This window comes from Sphingobium sp. WTD-1 (genome assembly GCF_030128825.1).
In the GTDB taxonomy this organism is placed as follows: Bacteria; Pseudomonadota; Alphaproteobacteria; order Sphingomonadales; family Sphingomonadaceae; genus Sphingobium.
Genome location: NZ_CP119128.1, coordinates 333,597 through 358,943, shown reverse-complemented (window position 1 = coordinate 358,943; position 25,347 = coordinate 333,597). Strand labels below are relative to the sequence as shown.

Here is a 25,347-nt window from a genome sequence, read left to right as displayed (position 1 = left end):
GGTATGAGTGTAACGCCCCGCTCTCTTGTTCGCCCCCGCCATCAGCCGTCCTGATGCTAAAACCAGAAGCGAACGCCGGCGACGAAGCTGGTGGCATGGACGTCCTCGCCCGCAAGCCTCGACAGCCGCGCCGTGTCTCCGGCTTTGCGCAGATAGGAAACGCCGATGTAAGGTGCGAACTGGCGGCTGAATTCGTAGCGCAGGCGCGCGCCGAGCTCTATGTTGACCAGCCCCGAACCGATGTCGTTCTCCGGAATATCCTGCGCGGCGAAATTGACCTCGGCGCGCGGCTGCAAGATCAGGCGCTGGGTGATGCGCTGGTCGTAATAGCCCTCGACCCGGCCCAGAACATCGCCCTTGGTCGAGAGGAACAGCGCGCCTTCGACCTCGAACATGCCAGGAGCCAGGCCCTCGACGCCGATCGTCGCGTAGGTGCGGTCGGGCCCGCGGCCGAAGTCCTGGCGGATACCGCCCTGAAGATTGAAATAGGGGTCGATGGCCCGGCTGTAGAGCACCTGCACCTCGGCGCTGTCGATGCCGCGGCCGAACTCGCCTTCGCCCTCGCTCTTGAGCCAGAGGCGGTTGATGTCGCCGCCGTAAAAGCCTTCGCCATCCCAGCGATAGCCATCGCGGCCGCTATGCGCCTGATACTCGAACAGGTTGAGCAGCACCTGCCCGAAATTGTTGCCGCCGCTGTCCTTCATCATGATGTCGCGCGAGCGCGCCATCTCGCCGCCGGGAAAATCCCGATCGGCGAAGTGGTCGCCTGGGGGCGGCGGCGGGGGCGCATTGCCGGCCGGAAGTGCGGTGCCGGTCATTTGCATGCCGGGCATGGCGGGCGTTCCCGGCGTCGCTGTCTGGCCATGCTGCGCATGGTCCATCCCGGGCATGTCGGGCATCGCGCCGTCCTGATGCTGGGAGTGGTCCATGCCCGGCATCTCCGGCATTGCGGGAGACGTGGATTGCGGCTGACCGGCCGCATTTGCTTGCGCCGCGGGAGTGGTCTGGTGCTGCGAATGGTCCATTGCCGGCATGGTGTCCGGCGCTGGCTTCTGAGCGCGCGGCCTGGCAGTGGGCTTGGGGCGCGGCGCGGCGGCCTTGTCCTTCTTTTTCTCCTGCGCCGGCCGCGCCCCGCCCGGCGGCGCCATGCCGGGCATGTCGTGCATCGAATGATCCTGGGCAAAGGCGGGTGCGGCGGCGAGAAGGGCGATCGCGCTCACCAGCGGCGTGAGGATGCGGGTCATTGCGCGTCTCCCTTCGGACGCACGCTCACGACCCGCATCATCCCTGCATGCATGTGGTAGAGGAGATGGCAGTGGAAGGCCCAGTCCCCGACCGCGTCGGCGGTGAAGTCCCAGCTCACCTTGCCGCCGGGCTGGACGATGACGGTGTGCTTGCGCGGCGCATGGTCGCCATGCCCGGTCACCAGCTCGAAGAAATGGCCGTGGATGTGGATCGGATGCCCCATCATCGTGTCGTTGATGAGATTGACGCGCACCCGCTCGCCTTCGATGAACGGGATCGGCTCGTGATGGTCCGACATTTTCTCGCCGTCGAACGACCACATGAACCGCTCCATGTTGCCGGTGAGGTGGATGTCGATGCTGCGGCTCGGCGCGCGCACGTCTGGATTGCGCTCGAGCGCCATCAGATCCTTGTAGACGAGCACCTTGTGGCCGACGTCGGTGAGGCCCTGGCCGGGCTCGCCGGTGCGGTCGACGGGCATCGGCGAGATGGTCTGGACGCTCGGATCGCGCTTCACCTGCGGCGCGTTCGAGAAGTCGCGCATCTTCATCGAACCCATCGCGTGCCCGCCATGATCCATGCCCGCCATCTGGCCATCGGCGCCCATCGCGCCGTGGTCCATGCCGGCCATCGATCCATGATCCATCCCGCTCATCGCGGAATGATCCATCCCCGAATGGTCCATGCCCGCCATGGCGCTGTTGTCCATGGTCGCCATCGCTGCCGCCGCGCCGGTCGCGAGGCGCGCGGACGCGTTCTTCTCGGCCGTCGGATCGACGCCCCGCATAGCGCCGCCCGACATGTCCATGCCTTCCATGCCCGGCATCGAGGACATGTCCATGCCCATGTCCTTCATGTCGGCGAGCGGCCGTTTGCGTAAGGGAGGCACCTCGCCGGCCATGCCGGCCCTCGGCGCGAGCGTGGCACGCGCCATGCCCGAGCGGTCGATCGCCTCGCCGACAAGGGTGTAGGCCTTGTCATCGCCTGGGCTGACAACGACGTCGTAGGTCTCGGCAACACCAATCTGGAACTCGTCGACGGTGACCGGCACCACATTCTGCCCGTCGGCCTGGACGATGGTCAGCGGCAGGCCGGGGATGCGGACGTTGAAGGTGGTCATCGCCGACGCATTGATGACCCGCAGCCGCACCCGTTCGCCCGGGGTGAAGAGCGCGGTCCAGTTGTCCATCGGACCATGGCCGTTGACGAGATAGGTGTAGGTGGATCCGGTCACATCGGAGATGTCGGCCGGGTCCATCCGCATCTGGCCCCAGTCGAGCCGGTCCTTGAGCGGCTGATCCTTGCCCGACAGGAGCCCGGCCAGGGTCTGGCGCTGGAAATTGAAATGGCCGGGGTTGACCTTGAGGCGCCGGAAGATCGCCTGCGGCGAGAGCGCGCTGTGATCGGCGAGCACGATGACATGCTCGCGGTCATAGGCGACCGGATCGGCACCGGCGGGATCGATGATGATCGGGCCGTAATGGCCTTCCTGTTCCTGCAGGCCTGAATGGCTGTGGTACCAGTAGGTGCCGCTTTGCACGACGGAGAACTGGTAGAGGTAGTTCGAGCCCGGCTTGATGCCCGGAAAAGACACGCCCGGCACACCGTCCATATTGGCCGGCAGGATCAGCCCGTGCCAGTGGATCGAGCTGTCCTCCTCCAGCTGATTGATGACGTTGAGCCGCACGCGCTGGCCCTCGCGCAGCCGGATCAGCGGGGCGGGGACCGTGCCGTTGAGGCCGATTGCCCGGAACTTGCGCCCGTCGATGGTCATCGACTGCCGGGCGATGGTGAGCGTGATGTCTTCGCCCGACACGGTCGGCAGCGTCGGTCGCATCCCCGGCGAGATCGTCTGCGCCCAGGCCGGCAGCCAGGCTGACAATGCTGCGCCGCCGCCGGCGAGGGCCGCGCCGCGGAGGAACTGGCGGCGGTCGAGAGCAGAAATCATTCGGTTGTCTCAGCTTTAAGAAAGAGGGCGGACCTATTGGAAATACGCAGCGTGGCCTCATCCCCCTCAAACTTTCTTCAACATTTCCGCGAGGCGTGCGCGGGCGCGGTAGAGGCGGGTCTCGACTGCCTTCTGGCTGATGCCGAGAATCTCGGCGGTTTCGGCTTCCGATTTCTCGTCGATCGTCCGCAGGATGAGCGTGTCTTTGAGAGAGGCGGGCAGGGCGGCGATCGCTTTCATCGCCTCTGCCAGTTGCTGCTCGGCGCCGATTGCCTGGTCGGGTAGCGGCGCCTCATCGGCGACGTCATCCGCCTCGCCCAGCGGCAGGGCCATGGAGAAGAAGTTCCGGACCGCGCGCCGGCGCCGCCAGTCATGGCATTTGTTGATGACGATCCGGGACATCCAGACCTGGAAGGGTCGCGCAGCGTCATAGCGGTTGAGTGCGGCGAAGGCGGCGACGAAGCTTGCCTGCGTGACGTCCAGCGCCTCCTCTCCGTCACCTATATGGCTGCGCACGAGGCGGTGCACCCAGCCCTGATGCCGGCGGACCAGCTCGCCATAGGCCGCTTGCCGGCCTCCAAGCGCCAGAGCCGCGAGCTCCCCGTCCGAGCAGTCGGGGAGGCACGCGGTCATTTGGGCTTGGCCGTCAGCGCTTTCACCACGGCGTCGTCGAACTTGTCCGTCTGATCCGGGCGCAGCACGGCCCGCATCGCGAAGATATGCTCGAGTGTTTCCTTCTGCAGCGCGCCCATCGCCTGGTGCGAGCGATCCACCGCCCCTGCAACCCGAGGACCATAGCCATGCTCCGCCTCGATCGCCTCGGCGAGCCGCGCGTTATCGGCGCGCAGTTCGGCCTCCAGTGCCTGACGCCGGATCGCATAGTTCTTCTCGATCGTCTCGAGACGGCTATGTTGCGCGGTGTCCAGCTTCAGATCGCGATGGAGCAGGTCGTGCAACTCATTTTCGACCGGGCGCACCGGAACCACATAGACGCGGCCGATGACCACACCGGCGATCGCCGCGGCAAAGGTCAGCAGGACGAGGAGCAGGAGCCGGCGGTCGCGCATCATTGTGAACTCAGCAGCGTCGAAGGAGCGAGCGCGAGCCGCGCGTCAAAGGGCGATATCGGCCCGGCTTCGGTCGACCGCACAGGCACGGCCGAGCCGGCAATTCCCAGGAACAAGGCTGCTGCCGCGGCGATACCGAATGTCGTGGCGCTCAGGCGGGGCATGGCCTGGAGCCGGGCGATCTCGGCCATGACGCGGCTGTCCAGCCCGGCAAGCCGGGGATCGAGCGGCGCTTCCCGCAACCGGCTGAGCATGTCGTCGAGGTGGTCCATGATGTTTCTCCGTCTTCACTTCTCAATACGCAGGATGGTCCGGCAACCCTTGTCCGGGAACAAAAAGAAAATTGCGAGGGGTGCAGGTCGCGGCTGCGTATTGTCTCATGGGATCCACAGGAGAATGTTCCAATGCGTTTCTTTTCGCCTCTCGCAGCTATCGCCATCGTAGGCCTGAGTGTTTCGGCTCCGGCCTATGCCCATCCCAAGCTTGTATCCTCGGCTCCGGCCGCCAATGCCAGCGTCTCGGCGCCCTCGCGCATTACGCTTACGTTCAGCGAAGGTCTGATGCCCAGGCTGTCGGGTGCCGAGATCGTGATGACCGGTATGCCCGGCATGCCCAACCATCGCATGGCGGTAACCGGCTTCAAGACGTCCGTCGAAGGCGACAAGACGCTCGTGCTGACGCTCGCCAAGCCGCTCATGGCGGGCAGCTATCAGGTCGCCTGGCACGTCGTCTCGACCGACACGCACCGCATCCAGGGCAATCTCGCCTTTACCGTCAAGTGACGCCATGAACGACGTGGCACTCGTCGCCGTCCGCTGGGCGCTCTACGTCGATCTCGGCCTGTTGTTCGGCCTGCCGCTGTTCGCGCTCTATGCGCCCGGCGGCGGCCGGATGGTACAGCGGCATCTGCCGATGGTAGCAATGGTGGCCGGTCTCGCCTGTCTCGCCCTCCTGCTGTCGGCGCTGGGGTTCGCGTTGCAGGCAGCGGCCATGACCGGGCTGCCGCTCACCCAGCCTGATCTTTCCATGGTCGCAGAGCTGTTCAACGGCACGTCCATGGGAACGGCGCTGAAGGCGCGCCTCGTCGCGCTCCTCGTTCTTCTGCTCTCCATCCCCTTCTATCGCCGGCAATCCCGTCCTGCCTTCATCGCCTCCACTCTGGCAGGCGCGGTCGCACTCGCGACCCTCGCCTGGAGTGGGCATGGCGCGGCTGGCGAAGGCGAGGCGGGCTGGCTGCAACTGGGCGCCGATCTCATCCATCTGCTCGCCGCCGGCGCCTGGGTCGGCGCACTTGCCGCATTCCTCGCGCTGGTACTTCCCAGGCTCGCAACCGACGATCTCGCCGCTCAAGACATGGACCGGGTCACGCTCGCCGAGGAAGCGTTGCGGGGCTTCTCCCTCGTCGGCACGATCATCGTCGCCCTGCTGATCCTGACCGGGACGGTGAACGGCTGGTTCCTCGTCGGTCCGGGCAACATCGCCTCGCTCGGGCAGTCGACCTACGGCCTGCTGCTCATCGCCAAGCTGCTGCTGTTCGCCGGCATGCTGGGCCTGGCCGCGCTCAACCGTTATCGCCTGACCCCGGCACTTGCGCAGGCGATCGAGGAAGAGGACGCGCCACGGGCGCAGGCGCTGCTGCGCGCGAGCCTCGTCGTCGAAGGCGGTCTTGCGATCGTCATTCTCGGGCTCGTCGCCTGGCTGGGGACACTATCGCCGCCCATGTCGATGTAGCTTATCGTTTCGGACGCCTCGCGTTGGGAGAAGCCAATGCAATCCTACACCCCGCCGCTCGGGACCGGATCGACGAAAGACTATGATCGCGCGATCCGCCTGTGGACGCGGGAGAAGCGGTGGCGTGCCGCCATGCTCGCCGCCCTGGCGCCCAAAGCCGGTGAGACGGTCGTCGACGTCGGCTGTGGCACCGGCAGCTTCGCGCTGATGCTCAAGCAAGCCGAGCCCAGGACGCAGGTGATCGGTCTCGATCCCGATGCCGAGGCGCTCGACATCGCGCGGCACAAGGCCGCTGCGCGGCAGGCCGATATTGACTGGCGTCAGGGATTTGCCAGGGACGTGGCCCCGGGCACCGCCGACGCTGTCGTATCGAGTCTCGTGCTGCATCAGATGCCGGTCAGGGAGAAGGCGGCAACCCTGCGCGCCATGTTCGCCATGCTGCGCCCGGGTGGCCGCCTGGTGATCGCAGATTATGGCCGCCAGCACGGTCTCATGCGGCTCGCCTTTCGCCTGACCGTGCAGCGACTCGATGGCATCGATGATACCCGACCCAACGCCGACGGCGTGCTCCCCGGCCTGATCGCGGCGGCCGGCTTCAGGCATGTGGCCGAGACGTTTCGGCTCTTGACCATCACCGGCGCGATCGAATTGCTTACCGCGCATCGACCGGCGCAGGCCCAGGGCCTTACGGTTGCGAACGACCTTGGCTGATCCCGGCCGAGCGACCGGGTACGCCGATTTGGCCGCTTAGGCGATTACGTATTGACCCTGACACGGTGTCAGACCCTAGATCGTCAGGCGTCGAAAGGAGCAAGGCGATGAACGAGACACATGGAGCGGCGCATGGCGGCGGTTGCTGCGGCGGCCACGGCGGCGCGAAAGCGGCGACCGGCATCAAGGACCCGGTCTGTGGCATGACCGTCGATCCGGCGACCACCGCGCACCATGCCGATCATGGCGGTGAACGCTATCATTTCTGCAGCGCGGGCTGCCGGGCAAAATTCATCGCCGATCCCGAGCGCTATCTCGGCCCGCCGGCACCGCCGGTCGCGGTGCCAGAAGGCACGATCTGGACCTGCCCTATGCATCCCGAGATCCGGCAGGACCATCCCGGGTCCTGTCCGATCTGCGGCATGGCGCTCGAACCCGCGACAGTAACCGCCGACAGCGGCCCCAGCCACGAACTGGTCGATTTCACACGGCGCTTCCGGGTCGGCCTGATGCTGGCCCTCCCGGTGCTGATCCTCGAGATGGGCGCGCATCTCTTTCCCGCGATCCATCGCCTCGTGCCGATGTCGATCTCGGTATGGATCCAGTTCGTGCTGGCGACACCCGTCGTGCTCTGGGCGGGCTGGCCCTTCTTCGAGCGTGGCTGGACCTCGCTCAAGACCCGCAACCTCAACATGTTCACCCTGATCGCGATGGGGACCGGGGTCGCCTGGATCTACAGCGTCGTCGCGACGCTCGCGCCCCAGCTGTTCCCGCCCGCCTTCCGCGGAGAGGACGGCATGGTTGCCGTCTATTTCGAGGCGGCCGCGGTGATCACTGTCCTCGTGCTGCTCGGCCAGGTGCTCGAACTGCGCGCGCGTGAGCGAACCTCGGGCGCGATCAAGGCGCTGCTCAATCTCGCGCCCAAGACCGCGCGCCGCATCGGTTCCGATGGCAACGAAGAGGAAATCAGCCTCGATCTGGTCGCGGTCGGCGACCGCCTGCGCGTGCGGCCCGGCGAGAAGGTGCCGGTCGACGGCGTGGTCGAGGACGGCCGCTCCTCGCTCGACGAGTCGATGGTCACCGGTGAGTCCATGCCCGTCACCAAGGCCAAGGCCGACACGGTGATCGGCGGCACGCTCAACCAGACCGGAGCGCTGGTGATCGTCGCCGACAAGGTCGGACGCGACACCATGCTCGCGCGGATCGTCCAGATGGTCGCCGAGGCGCAGCGCTCGCGCGCGCCGATCCAGCGCATGGCCGATCAGGTGTCGGGCTGGTTCGTGCCGGTGGTCATCGCGGTCGCGGTGGTCGCGTTCATCGCCTGGGGTATCTGGGGCCCAGAGCCGCGCTTCGCCTACGGGCTGGTGGCGTCGGTCGCCGTGCTGATCATCGCTTGTCCTTGCGCGTTGGGTCTCGCAACGCCGATGTCGATCATGGTCGGCGTCGGCCGCGGCGCCGGGCTCGGCGTCCTTATCAAGAACGCCGAAGCGCTCGAGCATATGGAAAAGGTCGACACGCTCGTCGTCGACAAGACAGGCACGCTCACCGAAGGCCGGCCTGCCGTCACCCAGATCGTGCCGGCGCCCGGCTTCGACGAAGCCGAACTGCTGCGGCTTGCCGCCTCGGTCGAGCGGGCCTCCGAGCATCCGCTCGCGTTGGCAATCGTCGAGGCCGCGAAGGATCGCGGCATCGCCACGAGCGACGTCATCGACTTCGACTCGCCGACTGGGCGCGGCGCGCTCGGCACGGTCGAAGGGCGGCGCATCGTCCTCGGCAATGCGCGGTTCCTTGCCGACGAAGGGGTTGCGACTGAGGCGCTCGCCAGCCAGGCCGACGCACTGCGCCGGGATGGCGCCACCGCGATCTTCATCGGCGTCGACGGCACGGTCGGCGGCGCCTTCGCGATCGCCGATCCGGTGAAGGCCACGACGCCCGAAGCGCTCGCCGCGCTCAAGGCGGAGGGCATTCGCGTGGTCATGCTGACCGGCGACAACCGCACCACGGCGGAAGCGGTCGCCCGGCGCCTGGGCATCGACGAGGTCGAAGCCGAGGTGCTGCCCGATCAGAAGAGCGCCGTGGTCGCGAAGTTCAAGCGCGAGGGACGGGTGGTCGCCATGGCCGGCGATGGTGTCAACGACGCCCCCGCGCTAGCCGCCGCCGATGTCGGCATCGCCATGGGCTCGGGCACCGACGTCGCGATCGAGAGCGCAGGCGTCACCCTGCTCAAGGGCGACCTTACCGGCATCGTCCGGGCGCGACGGCTCAGCCAGGCGACCATGTCGAACATCCGCCAGAACCTCGTCTTCGCTTTCATCTACAATGTCGCGGGCGTGCCGGTCGCGGCGGGCGCACTCTATCCGCTGTTCGGCATCCTCCTCTCGCCGATCATCGCGGCCGCCGCCATGGCGCTCTCCTCGGTCAGCGTGGTCACCAACGCGCTGCGCCTCAACCGGAAAGCGCTGTGAACATCGGGGAGGCGTCGAAGCAAAGCGGGGTCTCGGAGCGGATGATCCGCCATTATGAGAAGATTGGCCTCATCCCGGCGCCGCCGCGCCGGGGTGCAGGCTATCGCGACTATGGCGAGAGTGACCTCCATCGCCTTCGGTTCATCGCCAATGCGCGAGATCTGGGTTTCCCGATCGAGGAGATCCGCACCTTGCTCGGCCTTTGGGCGGATATGGGTCGCGCGAGCGCGGAGGTGAAGCGGCTTGCCCTTGCCCGCGCCGAGGAATTTGAGCGCAAGGCCGCGGCACTGACGGCGCTGCGCGACACGCTGGTCGATCTCGCCGAGCGGTGTCACGGCGACGAGCGGCCGGATTGTCCGATCATTGCTGAACTGGCGTTGGCCCGATCCGCATAGTATACGGCATGGCTCGGGCGTGAAGCCTAACGCCGGTCGGCACTGGCCGAACCGCCTACATCCACAGCAAAGGCGATCCGTAGCAGGTCGGGCAAACTTTGGGCTCCCAGTTTGATCATCAGGCTGGCCCGATCCAGCTCAACCGTGCGGGACGTGATGCCGAGTTCATCTGCGATGAGGTTGTTGGGATGACCTCGCGCAATCCCTCTCAGGATAGCCCGTTCGCGCTGCGTCAGTCTCGCGGCTTTCGACAGAGCGTCGGCCTGTTCGGCGGCACGGCCGGCTATATTCTCCAGCCGGCTGAAGGCGCGGTCGATTGCGCCGAGCAGCGCGGCCTTCTCGACCGGCTTGGCGAGAAAATCGACTGCACCCGCCCTCATGGCCTGGACGGCGAGCGTAGGATCTCCATTTCCGGTCAGCACCACGACGGGCATGCCGATGCCGCGTCTTGTCAGCTCCGCCTGGACCTGAAGGCCGTCCATGTCCGGCATGTGCATGTCGAGGATCACGCAGCCTTTCTCGGCGTCACCCAGGGCCGACAGAAATTCCGGCCCCGAAGCGTAGACCTCGAGGACAAAGCCTGCGGTCCGCAACGTGAATCCCAATGCTTTTCGAATTGTCTCTTCGTCATCGACGATGTGAACGACACGCTTGTTACCCATAGTCCCCGGATATCGATCAGGATGCGCCGTGCCGCGGGGCACCGCAATCGGGGAGGCCTCTTACGGGTAGGACCATGGTCCAAGGTCAAGGCCGAAATGCCGCAGCACATCAAGCGGCGCAGATGCACGGCTGGGGGTAATCGCAACCTTCGTCGGCCCACCGTCGCGATATGACGGCTCTTGCCAATGCGATGCGGACGTTTCCATCTGGTCTCCCGGCGGCAAGGCGCCGGGAGACGCGGCCGCCGGGAGTGTGCACGTGCTCTTGGGAGATGGGCGCGCTGCTTCCTCCTAAGCCCGACGCGCGATGTTGTCAGGTCAGGAAGCTGGTAGATAGCTATGCTGTGTCAGCAGCGTCATAATGCCGATGTCCGGGACGGATGGCCATTCCGCTCGCGTGCGGCTTTATGAAAAGCATCCGCAAAGGGCACCGATGGACGGGCGTTTTCACCGGCGCATTTGGTGTCTTTCCATCTCTTGAAATGGCGTCGCGAGTTTCTAACTCGGTTTCGCCGGGCGCCGTGTTCGGGTCCGGTGGGACATAGAGGGCGCCGGCTCTCCTGCACCGGCGCAGCTCATGCCCAGATCGCTTCCTGAGGAGGATTTGGAAATGAGAAGCACGTTTGACTTTGCGCCCTATCGGCGCTCCACCGTTGGCTTCGACCGCCTGTTTAACATGCTCGAAGCGGGCCAGCGCGAGGATGACGGCTTTCCGCCGTTCGACATCGTGAGGGACGGCGAGGATAGCTATCGCATCACACTGGCCGTCGCTGGCTTCCGGCCGAACGATATCGAGGTCGTTGCCCAGCAGAATCAGCTCACCGTCACCGGCCAGCGCGCCGAAGACCAGGATCAGGGCGATTATCTGCATCGCGGCATCGCGACCCGTTCGTTCGAGCGGCGGATCCAGCTCAAGCGGGTCGTTCCCGAAGCGATGAAACCGCGCAAGATCGAGATCAGCGGCGGCGGCAGTGCCGCCAATGACCGCATCGAGGCACCCAAGGACGCCCAAGCGGCCTGATCGCGATCACAATCGGCTCGCCGGCACCGTCCCCGTGGGGGCGGTGGCCGGCGGGTCATGCCCCAACTCTAGCCAGACAAGGAGATAGCCGTCATGGCGTTCCGTGATTTGATCCCCTGGAGCCGGCAGGAGAACCGGCTTCCCGCAGCCATCGGCGCCGAGCGCGATCGCGAGGCTGCAACCCACCCGCTCTTTTCGCTTCATCGCGACGTGAACCGGCTGTTCGATGACGTGTTTCGCGGTTTTGGCGTGCCGGCTTTCGGCGGCTTCGACCGCGGCGCCGCGTGGCCGCATGTCGAGCTTGGCGAGACCGATAGGGAGATTCGCGTGACTGCGGAGCTCCCTGGGCTCGAGGAAAAGGATGTCGACATCAGCATCGAGGAAGGCGCGCTGACCATCCGCGGCGAAAAGCGTGCGGAGGTCGACGACAAGGACCGCGGCTATTCCGAGCGGAGCTACGGCCGCTTCGAGCGCCGCATTGGCCTTCCGCGCGGAATCGACCGCGACAAGGCGACCGCGACGTTCAAGAACGGCGTGCTCACCGTCGCGCTGCCCCGATCGGAGGTGCCGGACGATCATCGTCGCCGCATTCCGATCAATGGCGGCGCCGCATGACGAGCTGGTCCGGAACACCCGTTCCGGGCCACGCAGGCGGTCGTCAACGCCGCCGAACGATAATGGCCGGCGTTGTGCCGTTTGCACCGGCGCCTTCCCGCCCGATGCGGTGGCGATCATCGAGCCGATGCCGATCGCGACCAATCAGGGCGGACGGGCCCGGCGCGGCCAGTGGCGGGTCCGCTTCGAGCCGCGCTGTCCCCCCTTCATCGATCCGTTGACGGGGTGGACGGGCGGCCGCGATCCGCTTGCCCATGTCGAACTGCGATTTCAAGATCGTGGTGCGGCCGAGCGCTATTGCCGATCGACAGGACTGATATTTCGGCTCGGCGCGTATCCGGGCCTTCTGGGAGGTGGACGGGTTTGAGCAGTGTCGACGACGATCTGGATTATTGCATGAGGCGCGCGGCTCAGGAATGGGCGGCGGCCGAGGCTGCGGCGATCCCAGAGGCGATCATCGTTCACGCGCAGCTCGCGCGCGCCTATGACGCACGCACGCGCGCGCTCCGGGAACATGCGGCGGGCGTAGCGCCATTGAACAGCCGCGCTAGATCCTGTCCGGATCGGCTGCCTCGAGCACGGCGCTCAGCCGTTCGATCACAGCCGCGTTCGTGGCCGTTTTTGGCAGTTCGCGCTGCGCAAAGCGTTTCAGGCGTCGCACGTCGCGCGCGGGAAGCGCGAGGCGCAGCAATGTCTGGTCGAGCTGGTCCCGGTCCACTGACTGCGCCTGTTTGCCCGACTGCAGGAGATGATCGAGCAGGCGCTTGCGATCGGCAAAGCTCCAATCGAGCCGCGCCAGTTCATCCGGAGAGAGCGACAGCAGCGCGAGCGCAATCTCCATGATGTCGGCAAAGGCCAGCGAGACCGTGACGGTCCGGCTGCCCCGTTGACGCCAGCGCCGCAACGCGCCGCGGCTCATTGCCGGGTCTCTGAACCGGGCGATATATGCCGGTTGCCTGCGCCGTGCTCAGCGCGATCGAGCCAGCGCAGCGCTGCCATCACATCGTCGACCGGCACCGGGATGCTGGCGGGCGACGGAGGGCCGGTTGGCCCTCGACGGCGGAGCGATCGGGCGCCCAGGATGCAAGGATGGCGGGCTTCACTTCGGGCTCAAGCTGCGGGTCCGAGCAACGATGAAGGGATCAAGGAAAGAGCGTGTGTGCGACATGACATATCCTCCTTTCCTGCCGCGACTTTCTCCGAAAGCGAAGTTCCCGGAAGATTGGTTCGGGCTCGTGTAGGGTCAATGGATGGGAATGCGCCCGGCGTTTGCCGGGCGTTCGTTTTCATCGTGCATTGAGCATTGAGTACTGAAGAACTGACGCGCAGCGCACCGTTCAAATTCCGTGACGAACGGCCTCCGCAATCGCCGGCATCACGTCGATATCATTAGAGGTATGCGCAACAGCGTTCGTGCTCACGATCCTCTCGACGAGCCCACCCAGGACTTGCGCTGCATCGCCGGCGAAAAGCGGATGCACGACCACGCAATCCGGTCGCGCGAACCCCATGCCGACCAGCTGGCGCGCCGCCTCGGCGAGGGTCCGGCCGGATGAGGCGATATCGTCGACCAGCACCGGCTGGCGATCGAGAAACGCTGGGGCATTCGGAATCGAGATGGTGACGTCACGGTCGCCGGACCGGATTTTCTCGCACACGAGAAACGGAGCATCGGCATCGGCCGCCACCTGCGAGACCCACTGTTCGCTTTCCAGGTCCGGACCGATGATCAGCGGACGAGCGACATTGCGCTTGATCCACGAGGCCAGAAGCCGCGCAGCATGAACAACCTGGGTCGGGATGCGGTAGATTTCCGACAACGCATGATAGCGGTGGAGATGCGGATCGACCGTCACCAGCCAGTCGAGATGGCGGGACAGGATCGCGGCAAAGGTTCGCGACGTCACCGCCTCGCCGGCATGGAAGCGAATGTCCTGGCGCATGTAAGCGAGGTAGGGGGCGACGAGCCCGATCCTGCGAGCGCCCAGATCGCGCGCGGTGTCGGCTGCGAACAGCAGCGGCAACAGCTTGGCGTCCGGATGATCGAGACTGCACAGCAGGATGACGTCGCGGTCGCTGATGTCGCTTACGACCCTGAGATAGGTTTCCCCGTCGGGAAACTGACGATGCTCGATCGTGCCGACCTCTGCATCGAGTGCGGCGGATAGCGGCTGTGCCAGGGCCTCGCTGCCAGACAGCGCGAACAGCACGGGACGGTTCATAGCGCTTCAATCCCGAAGATCGGCCCGTCGCTCACCGCATAGGCCGCCGCATAATCGAGCTCGCCCGGGCTCTCGGCATGAATGGTGCTCAAGGGAGCCCCGGCATCCACCATCTGGTTCAGCCGACACTGCAGCGCGACGCCGGCGGCCTTGGCCATCGGCGCGCCGGCAAGCTTCGCGACCGTCGCGAGCTTGCGATTGTCGATACTCACCAGGCGGCCGCTATAGGGAGCGATCATATCCTGTTGGAACCGGGCGACCGGTGGAGCCCGCATGCCGCCCTGCGCTTCGCAGATACGTTGGAACTTGGCCCAGGCCCGGCCGCTTTCGAGGCACGCCCGCGCACGCGCATAGCCTTCGCCGGCCGGGGCCGCGTCCGCGAGCTCAAGCAGTCCTCCCGCCAGCTCGCAGGCCCGGTGGGCGAGATCCTCGGCGCCAGGCTGCCCCTGGAGCACGGCAAGGATATCCTGCGCCTCGAGCGCCGGACCGATGCCCCGTCCGATCGGCTCCGCGCCGGGGCCGCGCATCACGCGCGTGCGAAGCCCGAAGGCTTGGGCGACCGAGCTCAGCGCGCGCTCGAGGGTGTCGGCGGCAGCGGCTCCGCGGACCTTGGCGGTCGGCCCGACCGGGATGTCGATGACCAGATGGGTCGCACCGGCCGCGACTTTCTTGGACAGCACCGAGGCGACCATCTGCCCGACGGCATCGATATCGAGCACGCGCTCCACGCCGATGATCACGTCGTCGGCAGGGCTGAGATTGACGGCGCCGCCCCAGGCGATGCAGCCGCCTTCGCGCTCGACCACCTTGCGGATTGCGGAAACGTCGAGGTCGACAGGTGCCAGCACCTCCATCGTGTCCGCCGTGCCGGCCGGCGAGGTGATCGCCCGCGACGATGTCTTGGGCATGATCAGGCCCTCCGCGGCCATGATCGAGACGATGATCGGCGTGGTGCGATTGCCCGGCAATCCACCGACGCTATGCTTGTCGACGATGACCGTTCCGGGCCACTGCAATCGCTCGCCGACATCGACCATCGCCCTGGTCAGGCTGATCGTTTCGTCCGTATCGAGCGGGACCGCCGAGCAGGCCGTGACGAATGCCGAGAGATGGACATCGCTATAGCGTCGCTCGGCGATGTCGGTGATGATCGCTGAAAAAGCCCCGTCACTGAGACGATTGCCATAGATACGCCGACGCACTTCGGCGAGCGAGGCGAGAGGCTGGGCGTGCGCGATCTCGACCGGATCGCCCTCGCTGACGCCGAGCCGCTGCCATGCGGATTCCGAGAGGCCGATCTCGCCGGGCGCTGGAGCCTCCGCGGAACTGTGCAGCAGCGAGACGACGATTTCCCGCCCGCCGGCGCGCAGCGCGACCTGCGCGCGGGACGCAAGACCTTCCGAGCGGCAGACGGGACAGTCGTGGCGCATGACCGCAATCAGATCGCTACCGGCACCCGACAGGCCGATGCGGCGTGCCCGCAGCGTCGTCGCGACAGACTCTGCTTCGGCGTTCTCGATGATCCCGGGCTTCACGCGAGCATGCCCCAGCTACCCAGCGCCGGTACGCTGCATGCCCAGCCCAGTTCCTCCGAGACACGCTTCGCCAGGACGTGGGCGCCGGTCGGCTCGCCATGGGTGACATAGACGTGGCGCGGGGCCTCGTGCAGCGAGCCGAGCCAGCGCATGAGCTCGTCGCTGTCGGCATGCGCCGAGAGCATCGTCAGGTTGGCGACCTCGGCTTCGACCGGGATATACTCGCCGTGGATCTTGATCGTCCGGGCGCCGCCGATCATGGCGGCGCCGCGGGTGCCCGCCGCCTGGAAGCCCGAGAAGAGGATGAGGTTCTTCCCATCCGGCGCGAAGCGCTTGAGATGGTGGAGCACGCGGCCGCCCGTTGCCATTCCGCTGGCCGAGATGATGACCTTTGGGGCGGGGTTGGCGGTGAGTTCCTTGGATTCCTCCACTTCGCGCACATAGTGCGCGACGCTGCACGCCGCTTCGCACTCGGCGCGGGCCAGGCGATGCTCGTCCATGAAATCGCACATCAGCCCGCTCGCGTTGATCGCCATCGGGCTGTCGAGGAAGATCGGGATGTCGCGGAGGCGTCCCTGCGCGCGCAGACGCGAGAAATGATAGAGAAGCGACTGGACCCGTCCCACGGCGAAGGCCGGGATCACCACCGTCCCTCCTCTCTCGACGCATCGTTCGACATGATCTCCAAGCGTCTTTGTCGGATCGACCTGCTCGTGGCGCCGATCGCCATAGGTCGATTCCACCAGGACATAGTCGGCGCGCGCGGGCGGCTCGGGATCTTTCATCACCGAATCGCCGTAACGGCCGATGTCGCCTGAGAAGAGGATTGTCCGCCCCTTCCAGTCGATCTCGATCGACGCCGCGCCGAGGATGTGGCCGGCGCGATGATAGCGCACCCTGATGCCGTCCGTGACTGCATGCCACGCTCCGAACTCGATCGGCCGGAAGAGCTGCAATGCCAGACGCGCGTCAGCCTGGGTGTAGAGCGGCAGCGCCGGCTGGTGCCTGGAGAAGCCGTGCCGGTTGGCGAACTCCGCATCCTTTTCCTGCAGATGACCGCTGTCGGGAAGAAGGAGCTCGCACAGGGCCGCGGTCGCCCGGGTGGCAAGGACGGTACCGTCCCAGCCCAGGCGCGCCATGCGCGGTAGCGCGCCCGAGTGATCGAGATGAGCGTGGGTCAGCAGGACTTGGCCGACATCGGCGACTTCGGGTGGAATTGGCGCCCAATTAAGGCGGCGCAGATCCCTGGGTCCTTGAAACAGGCCGGAATCGACAACGATCTGAGTTTCACCATCGTCCACCAGATAACGCGACCCTGTGACCGTTCCCGATGCGCCGAGAAAGGCGACGCCGAGACCATCGGCCGGGCGCTTGGCCAGATCGATCCTTGCTTCGCGCTCGAGGACGGTCACGCCGGACTGGTTGCGGGAATGGTGCCGTTTCTTTCTCTTGTGCATGGACGCGGGCCTGCCTCTCACGATTATGTTCGTGAGCGCAGCTTTGATTCGCGGACGCCGCACGCCTATACGCAAAAGCCGCAGCACGACTGCTGCTCCCGACAGTTGCGTCGCGCGAACACCGGTGGCCGATCCGATCGATCACCTTACCCATGCTTGCGCGATGCCCTTCGGACTTCGCTCTCTACTTATACCTTGCTCCTTGGACTCGAGCCTATGCAGGCTGGAGGTTGACTAGAAGAGAACGGCATATGGGCGAACATGACCATCGCATGCGCAAGCGCGGCAAGATCGTTCTGATCGGCTTCCTGCTCGTCGCCAGCTTCTTCCTCATTACCGAGCATACCGCGCACTTCCTGGGTGTGCTGCCCTATCTCATCCTGCTCGCCTGCCCGCTCATGCACCTGTTCATGCACCACGGCCAAGGTGGGCATCAGCATGGCCATGAGCCCGGCCAGGCACCCGCCGGCTTGCCGGCCAATCCCAACGGCCGCATCGAAGGAGAGTCGCGATGACGCACGCCGACTATGGCTATGGTCTGTGGGGGCTCGCGCTGGTCAATGCCGCCGTTTTCATCCTCTTTGCGTTCAGCTTCTTCAAGCCGGCAACGCGGCGCGACTGGCGCAGCTTCGGCGCGTTCAGTGCGTTCATCGTCGCGCTCTTCGCCGAAATGTATGGCTTCCCGCTCACGATCTTCCTGCTGTCGGGGTGGCTCCAGTCGCATTTCCCCGGCGTCGACTGGTGGAGCCACGATGCTGGCCACATCCTGGAAATGATGTTCGGCTGGCGCATCAATCCGCATTTCGGCCCGTTCCACATCGCCAGCTTTGTGCTGATTGGTGTAGGCTTTTGGCTAATCTCGATCGCGTGGACGGCGCTTCACACGAGTCAGCGCAAACACGAATTGGCAATGACGGGGGTCTACGCCCGGGTGCGGCACCCTCAATACGTAGGGTTCATCCTCGTCATGCTCGGTTTCTTGCTACAATGGCCGACGCTTCTGACGCTTGCCATGTTTCCGGTGCTGGTGGTGATGTACATTCGTTTGGCTAAGCATGAGGAGAGATACGCGCTCGCGACCTACGGCGATAGCTACCGCCAGTACATGGCCCATGTTCCCGCCTTCTTCCCCAGCTTGCGTTGGAAGCGGGAGATTGCAGGACTGGCCTTCACAGGAAATGCTCGAATGGCAGGCCATCAGACGGACGGGCCGGTTAGCGAGGGTTCTCGAGAACACGACAACATGCTGCCAGGAGGTTAGACGTTGTCCTCCTCCGCAAGATCATCACGAACATGACGAAATCGAGGGGGCGTATGTGACCATGCAGGTGACGATCCTTGCGATTGTAGTAAACGGCGTTCCCGTCCTGAGCCTCCATCAGACCCGATCCGCGGCCTGGAAGCGGCTCATGAGATTCATAGACGCGAAATGGCCGGAGCGCCTGGGAGCGATGCTTCCCCCTGCCGAAGACGAAGCGAAGGCGCGCATGTTCTTTCGCGAGGAAGATAAAGACCTGTACGCGATCATCGACGCCGACATATCAGAGCTGCACGATGCCTTGGGGTGGGTCAAAGATCCCGTCGTTGGTTAGCCCGTCACGCGATCGCCCTCGAAAAGCTGGGCCGCCCACCGATCGAGATCGCAGCCACGTCCTGAACGTCACCGAAGTTCAGGACGTGACCGAGCCCGGGCAGTGCGATCGGGCGCTATCTGTAAGCCGGACAAGCAACTGACCTGTTCGACCGCCGTGCCAGCGGGCTGATTGCCAAGGGCGCGGCCGGATTTTGCGTCGGCGCAACGGGTGTCAGTCGGTGTCGGCCTCTACGGAGAGATGTGCAGCGGCTGTCATCTATCGCCCCGGCGCGGAGGAATCGGAGGTGAGCCAAGGCCCTTAACGGCAAGCCCCGAACTGGCGAGGGGTGGCGCAACGCCTCACGCCCGCTCAGCAGCCCTGGATTATCAAGCATGGTGTAAGCTGACGGCCGAGCCGGCGGGGGGCAAGACGCACCGGATCCCCTGTCTGGGACACGGTGGCGTTCGTGCGCTAACTCTCGGGGATGACGGCTGAGCCGTACAAGCGCTGGTCGCGGGCGCACCTGTCGGCCACGCGGGATGATGAAGAATCTGGCAGGCACGAAATGAGACACGCAAGGATGGAGATTCGACCCTGAGAAGCACCAAACTTCGGCTGCACCTTCTCGCGAGCCGCACTCACAAGTGGCTCGCGATCATTGTCGGCGCGCAGCTTCTTTTGTGGTTCGCGAGCGGCGCGTTGATGAGCTTCTTGCCCATCGATCGAGTGCATGGCGATCACCTTGTGGACCGCAAAGCCGTGGCGCCCTTGCCTCGCGGCGTGGCGCTCGTCCCACCATCAGTGATCGTCGCGGCGACCGGGACGCGGATCGAGACCGTGAGCTATCGCATGTGGCTTGGCCGCCCGGTCGCTGAGGCGACAACGGCCCGAGGGACGCGGCTGTTCGACGCGAGAACGGGCGCACTGTTGCCCGCCCCAACTGCGGCGCAAGCCCAAGCGGTAGCGAGGGCCGCCTGGCGGAGCAACGATCACCCAAGTGTGAACGTGGAACTGATCGATCGCGCCAGTCCCGAATATCGCGGCACGCTTCCCGCCTGGCGTGTGACGTTCGCCGATCCGGACTCCACTCGGATCTTCGTGGCGGCCGATACCGGCCGGATTGCGGCGGTGAGGACAGGCACGTGGCGGCTTTATGACTTCTTCTGGAGCCTTCACATCATGGATTGGAAGAATCACGAGGACTTCAACACGCCATGGCTTCTAGGGTTCGCGAGCACGGCTCTGACGGAGTAGCCGGTGAACTCAGGATCGGTGCCCGTGAAGCCGATCCCGGCAGATTTGCGGACCGCGCTATGCGCGCCGTCGCAGCCGACGAGCCACCGGCACGGGAATACGTCGTCGCCTGCGCTGACGAGGACCTCGTCGCCTCGTTCTTCCAAACCCTTGACGGCGTAGCCGCGGCGGATGGTCGCGCCGAGGGCTTCGGCACGCGCGGTTAACACCGCCTCGATGCTTGCCATGTCCGCCGCGGCGCTCTTTGCGGGACCGAGGCGGTAGCGCCACCGCGCTTTGTCGATCTTGTCGTGGAAAAACTGGATGCCGGCGAAATGCCCGGCTGGCCGGCGATGCTGCCGCATCCAGTGAGCTTCGGGAGCGGCAGGGTTGGCGGCGTGGGCTGCGAGACTTTCGAGAAGGTCGCGTCTGTCGAGCGCATCGGCAGTCGGGACGGTCAGCCCGCGCAGGCCGAACGGAAGCGTCTTGAAAGGGGACCGGGGGTCTGGCGCCTGCTCGAGCACTAGAACCGAGCATCCGCCAAGGCGCAGCTCACAGGCGAGGAACAGGCCAACCGGTCCAGCGCCGGCGATGATGGCGTCGTACGTCGGTGTAGATGGATTCACAGTCGAGCTCCTTGTCGATGTTCGACCGGAGCGTTCCTCGTCACGCAAGGCCCACACGGACGAACATTCGGACGCCGCCCGGCGTCCGGTGTTCGTCGTGGGGATCTCGGGCACGAAGCCGAAGACCAGAGCTTTCGTCACCGAAAGGACTTGGGCTGACCAGACCAAGTCTGCCTTTTCCGACGGACGAGTCGATAGCTCGATCAAGACGGCGCTGCAATCTGCAGAAGCCGGAACAACGCGCGCAACCGACTATTCAAATCACACAGGCCTCACCTATCTCTGCGAGCGATGGTCGCCGGCGCGGAAGTGCCTGATCAGGGCTCCCGTGTCGGCCTCCGCTGTTGAACTGGGAGAGATCATATGACCGCTATGTCTTTTGCCTCCCCCTTGTCCACGGGGAGTGCTTATGCCCGGGGTTCCGCGCTGCTCAGGCGGAACTGGGGCTGGTTCGTGTTTCGGGGCGCCTTGGCCCTTCTGCTGGGCGTGGTCACCATCCTGTTTCCGCTGAATGCTCTGTTCGCTTTCACGCTCGTGTTCGCTGCATACGCCGGCGCTGACGGCATCCTGTCGCTGATCGCCGGCGTGCGGGGGGCGACCAAGAAGGAGGATCGTTGGTGGGCGATGGTCTTGCGCGGCGTCATCGGCATCGCGGCTGCCGTGGCCGTTGCGCTCATGCCTGAGGTCGCCACCTTGAGCTATGCGCTCGTCACGCTCGGCGTACTGATCGCCTGGGCGTTCCTCACCGGTGCCCTTGAGATCGCGGCCGCTATCCGGCTTCGCAAGGAGATCAAGGGCGAATGGCTGCTTGGAATCTCGGGCGCGCTGTCGATCCTGCTGGGCGTGTGGGTGTGGACCATGCTGTGGCTCTACCCGATCGCCAGCATCCTCTCGGTGGCGTGGGTGATTGCGGCCTGGGCCTTCTTCGCCGGCTTTACGCTGATCAGCCTCGGCATCCGCCTGAAGCGACTTCAGGCTGTTGAGAATGGTCTTGAAAGCCGTTCCGACGAAACCAAATAAACTCCTGCCGGGTGCCGACAGGACCCGGCATGGAGAGTGCGTCCGCTCTCTCGGACGCTCTTCATACACTCGTTGCTCAAAGGAGGACTTGTTTATGAGGACCAACTATGACTTCACCCCGTTCCGGCGTTCGACTGTCGGGTTCGACCGGCTGTTCGACCTGCTCGAGAACGGTCTGACTTCGCAGGTTACCGACAACTATCCGCCGTTCGATCTCGTGAGCGAAGGTGAGGACCGCTACCGCATCAACATGGCGGTGGCCGGCTTCCGCCCCGGCGAGATCGAAGTGACCGCACAGCAGAATCTGCTCGTGGTCTCTGGTCGCAAGCAGGAAAGCGAGGAAAGCCGCTACATCCACCGCGGCATCGCCGCGCGTGACTTCGAGCGCCGCTTCGGCCTGGCGGATTATGTTCAGGTGAAGAATGCGGAGCTCAAGGATGGCATGCTCTCGATCGAGCTGGTGCGCGAGATCCCCGAGGCGATGAAGCCGCGGAAGATCAGCATCGGCGCGGCTGGTGAAAATGCCCGCCGGATCGAGGACTCGTCCGCGAACAATAACGAGAAGGCCAACGACGGCGCCAAGCAGCGCGAAGCTGCCTGATGCCGAACCGGGCTCGCCGCGCCGTTCGGGGCGGCGAGCCCTCTTCGCCAGCAACCAAGGAGATGAATCATGTCGATGCGTGATTTGATTCCGTGGCGCCGGCAGGAGAACCCGGCGCCCGCGCTTTTCCGTGACGAGGAGCGCAGCCCCTATGTTCAGCTCCGCCGCGAGATGGACCGCCTGTTCGAGGACTTCTTCCGGGCACCGCTCGTGGGCGGCATCGCCCTCTCCAGCAATGTGCAGAGCTGGCCATATCTGGAGGTGAAGGAAACCGATGATCAGGTGATCGTCACCGCTGAGCTTCCCGGCCTGACTGAGAAGGACGTCGACGTAACGGTGGACGATGGCGTGCTGACGCTCCGGGGCGAGAAGAAGGCCGAGCACCAGGACAAGGACCGCGGCTGGTCGGAACGCTACTACGGCCGTTTCGAACGCTCAGTCGTGCTGCCCGATGGCGCCGATGAGGAGAAGTGCCAGGGCGTGCTCCGTGATGGGGTGCTGACGGTTCGGATGCCCAAGTCGCAGCGCGCGACGCGCGGTCGTCGCATCCCGCTCGGCGACGGCGCGACCCAGCACTGATCGATACCGCGCACCGGCGGCGCCGGTGCGCGGCCCTCGAAACTCATGCTCCCTGCGCCGGCTGGTGGGGACGAAGCGTAGGGAACAGTCATGGTTCGATCCCATCGGCAATCCAGGGGCATTTGGGCGACATGGGCTTTGGTGCTCACGTTCGTTGGCGCAACCCTTGGCGGCGCGGCCGTCGAGATGCTGACGAGCACCGCCCCGGTTGAAGCGACCGGGCAACCGGCGATATCGAGCGACGCCGTTCCCCTTGTTGATTGCTACTGAGATGTGACCCGGGGTTTCCATTGAGAAATGACCCGGGTGGGTACGGGTTATGTGCTGCCGATGACCGGCAGGTTCAAGATGTTGGCTTCTCCTTTCTGGTTTTGGGCGCAGCGGTGCTGGCGCGGAAGCGGAAGCTATCGTTTCCGGTCTCCAGGATGTGGCAGTGGTGGGTAAGCCGATCGAGCAGCGCGGTTGTCATCTTGGCATCGCCGAACACGCCGGACCATTCGCTGAAGCTTAGGTTGGTGGTGATGACGACGCTGGTGCGCTCGTACAGCTTGCTGAGCAGATGGAAGAGCATGGCGCCGCCTGATGGGCTGAAGGGCAGGTAGCCCAGCTCATCGAGGATGAGCAGGTCGAGGCGTAGCAGGCGTTCTGCCAGTTGGCCGGACCGGTTCAAGGTCTTTTCCTGCTCAAGCGCGTTGACGAGATCGACCGTGGAGAAGAAGCGGGCCTTCTTGCGGTGATGTTCGACAGCCTGGACGCCCAGCGCCGTTGCGATATGGCTTTTGCCGGTTCCGGGCCCGCCGATCAGCACGACGTTGTCGGCGTTTTCCATGAAGTCGCCCTGGTGAAGCTGACGCACTAGCGCTTCATTGATCTCGCTGGCGGCAAAATCAAAACCAGCCAGATCCTTGTAGGCCGGGAAGCGGGCCGCCTTGATCTGATAGGCGATGGACCTGACCTCCCGCTCGGCCATTTCTGCTTTCAGGAGCCCAGCCAACATCGGCAAGGCAGCATCGAAGGCAGGCGCGCCCTGCTGGATCAGTTCGTCGGCGGCCTGAGCCATGCCGAACATCTTGAGGCTGCGCAGCATGACGATGACCGCAGCGCTGGCGGGGTCATGACGCATGGCGGATCTCCCTCAGCCTGTCATAGCGAACGACATTGGCCTCGGGCTCCTGCGTCAGACGCAGTGCCTGAGGCGCATCGATCGGCGCTGCTGGAGGCGCCTTGCCATCGATCAGTCGATGCAACACGTTGAGAACGTGGGTCTTGGTGGCGACACCAGCTTCCAGGGCTAACTCAACCGTCCTCAGGACAGCCTGCTCGTCGTGATGAAGAACCAGGGACAGGATCTCGACCATCTCTCGGTCGCCGCCTGGGCGCTTGAGCAGATGGCCCTGTAACTCCCGAAAGGCCTCGGGCATCTCGAGAAAGGGTGCACCATTGCGCAGGGCGCCGGGCTTGCGCTGGATCACCGCCAGATAATGCCGCCAGTCATAGATTGTGCGTCCCGGCTTGTTATGAGAACGATCGATAAGGCGGGCATGTTCGCACACGATCTGGCCTTCGGCCGCTATGACAAGACGATCCGGGTAAATCCTCAGGCTGACCGGACGGTTCGCGAACGAAGCAGGCACCGAATAGCGGTTGCGGTCGAAGGCGATAAGGCAGGTTGGCGATACGCGCTTGATCTGCTCGACAAAGCCATCGAAGGGCCGGCCCAGCGGCATCAGGCAGGACGCTTCCTGGGCATGCACATCGGCCACAGTGCCGGGCATGGCGCCATGCTGGATCTCGCTCCATTGGGCGATGCATTGAGCTTCCAGCCAAGCGTTCAGTTCAGCCAGACCAGGGAAACTGGGCATCGGTTGCCACAACCGGCGCCGGGCATCCTGGACATTCTTCTCGACCTGCCCCTTCTCCCAGCCAGAAGCCGGATTGCAGAAATCCGTCTCGAAAAGATAATGGCTGGCCATTGCAGCGAACCTGGCATTGACCTGCCGCGCCTTCCCCGTCCCGATCTTGTCGACAGCGGTCCTCATGTTGTCGAAGATGCCGCGCTGCGGCACACCACCCAGCACCCGGAATGCCTGCGTCAGCGCGTCGAACAGCATCTCATGGGTTTGAAGCAGATAGGCTCGCACGATGAAGGCGCGACTATGCGCGAGTTTGGTATGAGCGACCTGCAGTTTCGTCACTTTGCCGTCCAGCACGGCATAATCCTCGCTCCAGTCGAACTGGAAGGCCTCGCCAGGCTGGAAAGCCAAAGGAACGAACGTCCCGCGTCCGCTGGTCTGCTGTTCATACTGAAGCTCGGTCCGCCATCGGCGGGCAAAGGCGGCCACCCGGTTATAGGAGCCATCGTAACCCAGCTCCACCAGATCCACGTAGAGTTGCTTGGCGGTCCGCTTCTGCTTGCGGGATTTCTTGGATTCCACCCGCAGCCAAGCCGACAGCTTGTCCGCGAAGGGATCGAGTTTGCTGGGGCGCACCGGAACCCTGAAACTGGGCTCCACCGCATCGGAACGCAGGTATTTGCGAATGGTGTTGCGCGATAGGCCGGTCCGTCGCTTGATCTCCCGAATGGAAATCTCCTGCCGGAAATGCCATCGGCGGATCACACTGAGTAAGTCCATGTCGATC

At 64.9% G+C, this 25,347-nt stretch carries 27 protein-coding genes and 2 pseudogenes; 15 read left to right on the top strand and 14 right to left on the bottom strand.

The window, feature by feature from the left end; translation table 11 throughout:
- Nucleotides 1-56: 56 nt before the first annotated feature.
- The 5 genes from N6H05_RS26895 to N6H05_RS26875 all read right to left on the bottom strand — a co-directional run bounded on the left by N6H05_RS26895 (nt 57) and on the right by N6H05_RS26875 (nt 4,532).
- Entirely contained in the window at nt 57-1,244 is a 1,188-nt protein-coding gene (locus N6H05_RS26895; RefSeq protein WP_015449252.1) for a copper resistance protein B, read from the bottom strand.
- Complete coding sequence (locus N6H05_RS26890) at nt 1,241-3,193, bottom strand: copper resistance system multicopper oxidase (protein WP_284114369.1); 1,953 nt, start codon at nt 3,191-3,193, stop codon at nt 1,241-1,243. The genes N6H05_RS26895 and N6H05_RS26890 overlap by 4 nt, the downstream gene beginning before the upstream one ends.
- Nucleotides 3,194-3,259: 66 nt before the next feature.
- A complete protein-coding gene (locus tag N6H05_RS26885) occupies nt 3,260-3,826 on the bottom strand; it encodes an RNA polymerase sigma factor (protein WP_136958221.1) in 567 nt (188 codons plus the stop codon).
- Entirely contained in the window at nt 3,823-4,260 is a 438-nt protein-coding gene (locus N6H05_RS26880; RefSeq protein WP_284114505.1) for a periplasmic heavy metal sensor, read from the bottom strand. Before N6H05_RS26880 ends, N6H05_RS26885 begins: the two co-directional genes overlap by 4 nt.
- A complete protein-coding gene (locus N6H05_RS26875) occupies nt 4,260-4,532 on the bottom strand; it encodes a hypothetical protein (RefSeq protein WP_007406394.1) in 273 nt (90 codons plus the stop codon). Before N6H05_RS26875 ends, N6H05_RS26880 begins: the two co-directional genes overlap by 1 nt.
- Before the next feature lie 132 nt (nt 4,533-4,664).
- Between N6H05_RS26875 and copC the strand changes: the two genes are divergently transcribed.
- The 5 genes from copC (at nt 4,665) to cueR (ending at nt 9,562) form a co-directional block, all read left to right on the top strand.
- Complete coding sequence (gene copC, locus N6H05_RS26870) at nt 4,665-5,042, top strand: copper homeostasis periplasmic binding protein CopC (RefSeq protein WP_039335443.1); 378 nt, start codon at nt 4,665-4,667, stop codon at nt 5,040-5,042.
- 4 nt (nt 5,043-5,046) lie between these two features.
- Entirely contained in the window at nt 5,047-5,991 is a 945-nt protein-coding gene (gene copD, locus N6H05_RS26865) for a copper homeostasis membrane protein CopD (RefSeq protein ID WP_007406374.1), read from the top strand.
- 36 nt (nt 5,992-6,027) lie between these two features.
- Nucleotides 6,028-6,702, top strand: a complete 675-nt coding sequence (locus N6H05_RS26860; protein WP_020820524.1) for a class I SAM-dependent methyltransferase — start codon at nt 6,028-6,030, stop codon at nt 6,700-6,702.
- Nucleotides 6,703-6,809: 107 nt separating this feature from the next.
- Entirely contained in the window at nt 6,810-9,167 is a 2,358-nt protein-coding gene (locus N6H05_RS26855) for a heavy metal translocating P-type ATPase (RefSeq protein WP_284114366.1), read from the top strand.
- Complete coding sequence (cueR, locus tag N6H05_RS26850; RefSeq protein WP_047100329.1) at nt 9,164-9,562, top strand: Cu(I)-responsive transcriptional regulator; 399 nt, start codon at nt 9,164-9,166, stop codon at nt 9,560-9,562. The genes N6H05_RS26855 and cueR overlap by 4 nt, the downstream gene beginning before the upstream one ends.
- A gap of 26 nt (nt 9,563-9,588) precedes the next feature.
- Here the strand turns inward: cueR and N6H05_RS26845 are convergent, their stop codons facing one another.
- Nucleotides 9,589-10,224 carry a response regulator transcription factor gene (locus tag N6H05_RS26845; protein ID WP_047100328.1) on the bottom strand — a complete coding sequence of 212 codons (636 nt, stop codon included), beginning with the start codon at nt 10,222-10,224 and terminating at the stop codon, nt 9,589-9,591.
- Nucleotides 10,225-10,834: 610 nt separating this feature from the next.
- Here N6H05_RS26845 and N6H05_RS26840 point away from each other — a divergent pair.
- The 3 genes from N6H05_RS26840 to N6H05_RS26830 all read left to right on the top strand — a co-directional run bounded on the left by N6H05_RS26840 (nt 10,835) and on the right by N6H05_RS26830 (nt 12,227).
- Nucleotides 10,835-11,245 carry an Hsp20 family protein gene (locus N6H05_RS26840; protein WP_075153450.1) on the top strand — a complete coding sequence of 137 codons (411 nt, stop codon included), beginning with the start codon at nt 10,835-10,837 and terminating at the stop codon, nt 11,243-11,245.
- Nucleotides 11,246-11,338: 93 nt separating this feature from the next.
- Nucleotides 11,339-11,860, top strand: a complete 522-nt coding sequence (locus tag N6H05_RS26835; RefSeq protein WP_047100326.1) for an Hsp20/alpha crystallin family protein — start codon at nt 11,339-11,341, stop codon at nt 11,858-11,860.
- Entirely contained in the window at nt 11,844-12,227 is a 384-nt protein-coding gene (locus N6H05_RS26830) for an NADH dehydrogenase ubiquinone Fe-S protein 4 (protein ID WP_284114364.1), read from the top strand. Before N6H05_RS26835 ends, N6H05_RS26830 begins: the two co-directional genes overlap by 17 nt.
- A 180-nt stretch (nt 12,228-12,407) precedes the next feature.
- On the opposite strand, the gene N6H05_RS26825 is transcribed toward N6H05_RS26830, so the two are convergent.
- The 5 genes and pseudogenes from N6H05_RS26825 to N6H05_RS26810 form a co-directional block, all read right to left on the bottom strand.
- Nucleotides 12,408-12,779: a hypothetical protein gene (locus tag N6H05_RS26825; protein ID WP_047100325.1), complete on the bottom strand. Its 372-nt coding sequence runs from the start codon at nt 12,777-12,779 to the stop codon at nt 12,408-12,410.
- Nucleotides 12,776-13,028: pseudogene (locus tag N6H05_RS28355) on the bottom strand (hypothetical protein). The gene N6H05_RS26825 and the pseudogene N6H05_RS28355 overlap by 4 nt, the downstream one beginning before the upstream one ends.
- Before the next feature lie 147 nt (nt 13,029-13,175).
- Nucleotides 13,176-14,082: pseudogene (locus N6H05_RS26820) on the bottom strand (ribose-phosphate pyrophosphokinase); the annotation flags it as partial.
- A complete protein-coding gene (locus N6H05_RS26815) occupies nt 14,079-15,617 on the bottom strand; it encodes a thymidine phosphorylase family protein (protein WP_030541610.1) in 1,539 nt (512 codons plus the stop codon). The gene N6H05_RS26815 and the pseudogene N6H05_RS26820, both read right to left, overlap by 4 nt.
- A complete protein-coding gene (locus N6H05_RS26810; RefSeq protein WP_021245239.1) occupies nt 15,614-17,074 on the bottom strand; it encodes an MBL fold metallo-hydrolase RNA specificity domain-containing protein in 1,461 nt (486 codons plus the stop codon). The genes N6H05_RS26815 and N6H05_RS26810 overlap by 4 nt, the downstream gene beginning before the upstream one ends.
- Nucleotides 17,075-17,325: 251 nt before the next feature.
- Between N6H05_RS26810 and N6H05_RS26805 the strand changes: the two genes are divergently transcribed.
- The 4 genes from N6H05_RS26805 (at nt 17,326) to N6H05_RS26790 (ending at nt 19,902) form a co-directional block, all read left to right on the top strand.
- Nucleotides 17,326-17,589 carry a DUF2933 domain-containing protein gene (locus tag N6H05_RS26805; protein WP_013039078.1) on the top strand — a complete coding sequence of 88 codons (264 nt, stop codon included), beginning with the start codon at nt 17,326-17,328 and terminating at the stop codon, nt 17,587-17,589.
- Entirely contained in the window at nt 17,586-18,335 is a 750-nt protein-coding gene (locus tag N6H05_RS26800; protein WP_021245240.1) for a methyltransferase family protein, read from the top strand. The genes N6H05_RS26805 and N6H05_RS26800 overlap by 4 nt, the downstream gene beginning before the upstream one ends.
- A 55-nt stretch (nt 18,336-18,390) precedes the next feature.
- Nucleotides 18,391-18,666 carry a hypothetical protein gene (locus N6H05_RS26795; protein WP_030541607.1) on the top strand — a complete coding sequence of 92 codons (276 nt, stop codon included), beginning with the start codon at nt 18,391-18,393 and terminating at the stop codon, nt 18,664-18,666.
- Between the two features lie 660 nt (nt 18,667-19,326).
- Nucleotides 19,327-19,902, top strand: a complete 576-nt coding sequence (locus N6H05_RS26790) for a hypothetical protein (protein ID WP_349666231.1) — start codon at nt 19,327-19,329, stop codon at nt 19,900-19,902.
- On the opposite strand, the gene N6H05_RS26785 is transcribed toward N6H05_RS26790, so the two are convergent.
- Complete coding sequence (locus N6H05_RS26785) at nt 19,842-20,714, bottom strand: FAD-dependent oxidoreductase (RefSeq protein WP_349666230.1); 873 nt, start codon at nt 20,712-20,714, stop codon at nt 19,842-19,844. The genes N6H05_RS26790 and N6H05_RS26785 overlap by 61 nt on opposite strands.
- A 156-nt stretch (nt 20,715-20,870) precedes the next feature.
- Here N6H05_RS26785 and N6H05_RS26780 point away from each other — a divergent pair, with 156 nt between their 5' ends.
- From N6H05_RS26780 to N6H05_RS26770, 3 genes are all read left to right on the top strand, one after another.
- On the top strand, nt 20,871-21,527 hold the full coding sequence (locus N6H05_RS26780) for an HdeD family acid-resistance protein (protein WP_284114362.1): 657 nt from the start codon (nt 20,871-20,873) through the stop codon (nt 21,525-21,527).
- A 94-nt stretch (nt 21,528-21,621) separates the two neighbouring features.
- The gene (locus N6H05_RS26775) at nt 21,622-22,128 is read left to right on the top strand and encodes an Hsp20 family protein (RefSeq protein WP_007406710.1); all 507 of its coding nucleotides are present in this window, start codon (nt 21,622-21,624) and stop codon (nt 22,126-22,128) included.
- A gap of 69 nt (nt 22,129-22,197) precedes the next feature.
- Nucleotides 22,198-22,707 (top strand): Hsp20/alpha crystallin family protein, encoded by a 510-nt coding sequence (locus N6H05_RS26770; protein WP_284114361.1) that lies wholly within the window; start codon nt 22,198-22,200, stop codon nt 22,705-22,707.
- Nucleotides 22,708-23,050: 343 nt separating this feature from the next.
- On the opposite strand, the gene istB is transcribed toward N6H05_RS26770, so the two are convergent.
- Nucleotides 23,051-23,830 carry an IS21-like element helper ATPase IstB gene (gene istB / locus N6H05_RS26765; RefSeq protein ID WP_284110934.1) on the bottom strand — a complete coding sequence of 260 codons (780 nt, stop codon included), beginning with the start codon at nt 23,828-23,830 and terminating at the stop codon, nt 23,051-23,053.
- Entirely contained in the window at nt 23,820-25,340 is a 1,521-nt protein-coding gene (istA, locus tag N6H05_RS26760) for an IS21 family transposase (protein WP_284110936.1), read from the bottom strand. The genes istB and istA overlap by 11 nt, the downstream gene beginning before the upstream one ends.
- Between the last annotated feature and the right edge of the window lie 7 nt (nt 25,341-25,347).

What these genes read in the sequence shown, in the direction of transcription:
- istA (WP_284110936.1), bottom strand. Translation starts at nt 25,340, where the DNA reads ATGGACTTACTCAGTGTGATCCGCCGATGGCATTTCCGGCAGGAGATT.
- N6H05_RS26855 (WP_284114366.1), top strand. Translation starts at nt 6,810, where the DNA reads ATGAACGAGACACATGGAGCGGCGCATGGCGGCGGTTGCTGCGGCGGC.
- N6H05_RS26875 (WP_007406394.1), bottom strand. Translation starts at nt 4,532, where the DNA reads ATGGACCACCTCGACGACATGCTCAGCCGGTTGCGGGAAGCGCCGCTC.
- N6H05_RS26860 (WP_020820524.1), top strand. Translation starts at nt 6,028, where the DNA reads ATGCAATCCTACACCCCGCCGCTCGGGACCGGATCGACGAAAGACTAT.
- N6H05_RS26885 (WP_136958221.1), bottom strand. Translation starts at nt 3,826, where the DNA reads ATGACCGCGTGCCTCCCCGACTGCTCGGACGGGGAGCTCGCGGCTCTG.
- N6H05_RS26800 (WP_021245240.1), top strand. Translation starts at nt 17,586, where the DNA reads ATGACGCACGCCGACTATGGCTATGGTCTGTGGGGGCTCGCGCTGGTC.
- N6H05_RS26880 (WP_284114505.1), bottom strand. Translation starts at nt 4,260, where the DNA reads ATGCGCGACCGCCGGCTCCTGCTCCTCGTCCTGCTGACCTTTGCCGCG.
- N6H05_RS26835 (WP_047100326.1), top strand. Translation starts at nt 11,339, where the DNA reads ATGGCGTTCCGTGATTTGATCCCCTGGAGCCGGCAGGAGAACCGGCTT.
- N6H05_RS26825 (WP_047100325.1), bottom strand. Translation starts at nt 12,779, where the DNA reads ATGAGCCGCGGCGCGTTGCGGCGCTGGCGTCAACGGGGCAGCCGGACC.
- N6H05_RS26830 (WP_284114364.1), top strand. Translation starts at nt 11,844, where the DNA reads ATGGCGGCGCCGCATGACGAGCTGGTCCGGAACACCCGTTCCGGGCCA.
- copC (WP_039335443.1), top strand. Translation starts at nt 4,665, where the DNA reads ATGCGTTTCTTTTCGCCTCTCGCAGCTATCGCCATCGTAGGCCTGAGT.
- N6H05_RS26895 (WP_015449252.1), bottom strand. Translation starts at nt 1,244, where the DNA reads ATGACCCGCATCCTCACGCCGCTGGTGAGCGCGATCGCCCTTCTCGCC.
- N6H05_RS26840 (WP_075153450.1), top strand. Translation starts at nt 10,835, where the DNA reads ATGAGAAGCACGTTTGACTTTGCGCCCTATCGGCGCTCCACCGTTGGC.
- N6H05_RS26805 (WP_013039078.1), top strand. Translation starts at nt 17,326, where the DNA reads ATGGGCGAACATGACCATCGCATGCGCAAGCGCGGCAAGATCGTTCTG.
- N6H05_RS26770 (WP_284114361.1), top strand. Translation starts at nt 22,198, where the DNA reads ATGTCGATGCGTGATTTGATTCCGTGGCGCCGGCAGGAGAACCCGGCG.
- N6H05_RS26775 (WP_007406710.1), top strand. Translation starts at nt 21,622, where the DNA reads ATGAGGACCAACTATGACTTCACCCCGTTCCGGCGTTCGACTGTCGGG.
- N6H05_RS26845 (WP_047100328.1), bottom strand. Translation starts at nt 10,224, where the DNA reads ATGGGTAACAAGCGTGTCGTTCACATCGTCGATGACGAAGAGACAATT.
- N6H05_RS26780 (WP_284114362.1), top strand. Translation starts at nt 20,871, where the DNA reads ATGACCGCTATGTCTTTTGCCTCCCCCTTGTCCACGGGGAGTGCTTAT.
- copD (WP_007406374.1), top strand. Translation starts at nt 5,047, where the DNA reads ATGAACGACGTGGCACTCGTCGCCGTCCGCTGGGCGCTCTACGTCGAT.
- N6H05_RS26810 (WP_021245239.1), bottom strand. Translation starts at nt 17,074, where the DNA reads ATGCACAAGAGAAAGAAACGGCACCATTCCCGCAACCAGTCCGGCGTG.
- N6H05_RS26890 (WP_284114369.1), bottom strand. Translation starts at nt 3,193, where the DNA reads ATGATTTCTGCTCTCGACCGCCGCCAGTTCCTCCGCGGCGCGGCCCTC.
- istB (WP_284110934.1), bottom strand. Translation starts at nt 23,830, where the DNA reads ATGCGTCATGACCCCGCCAGCGCTGCGGTCATCGTCATGCTGCGCAGC.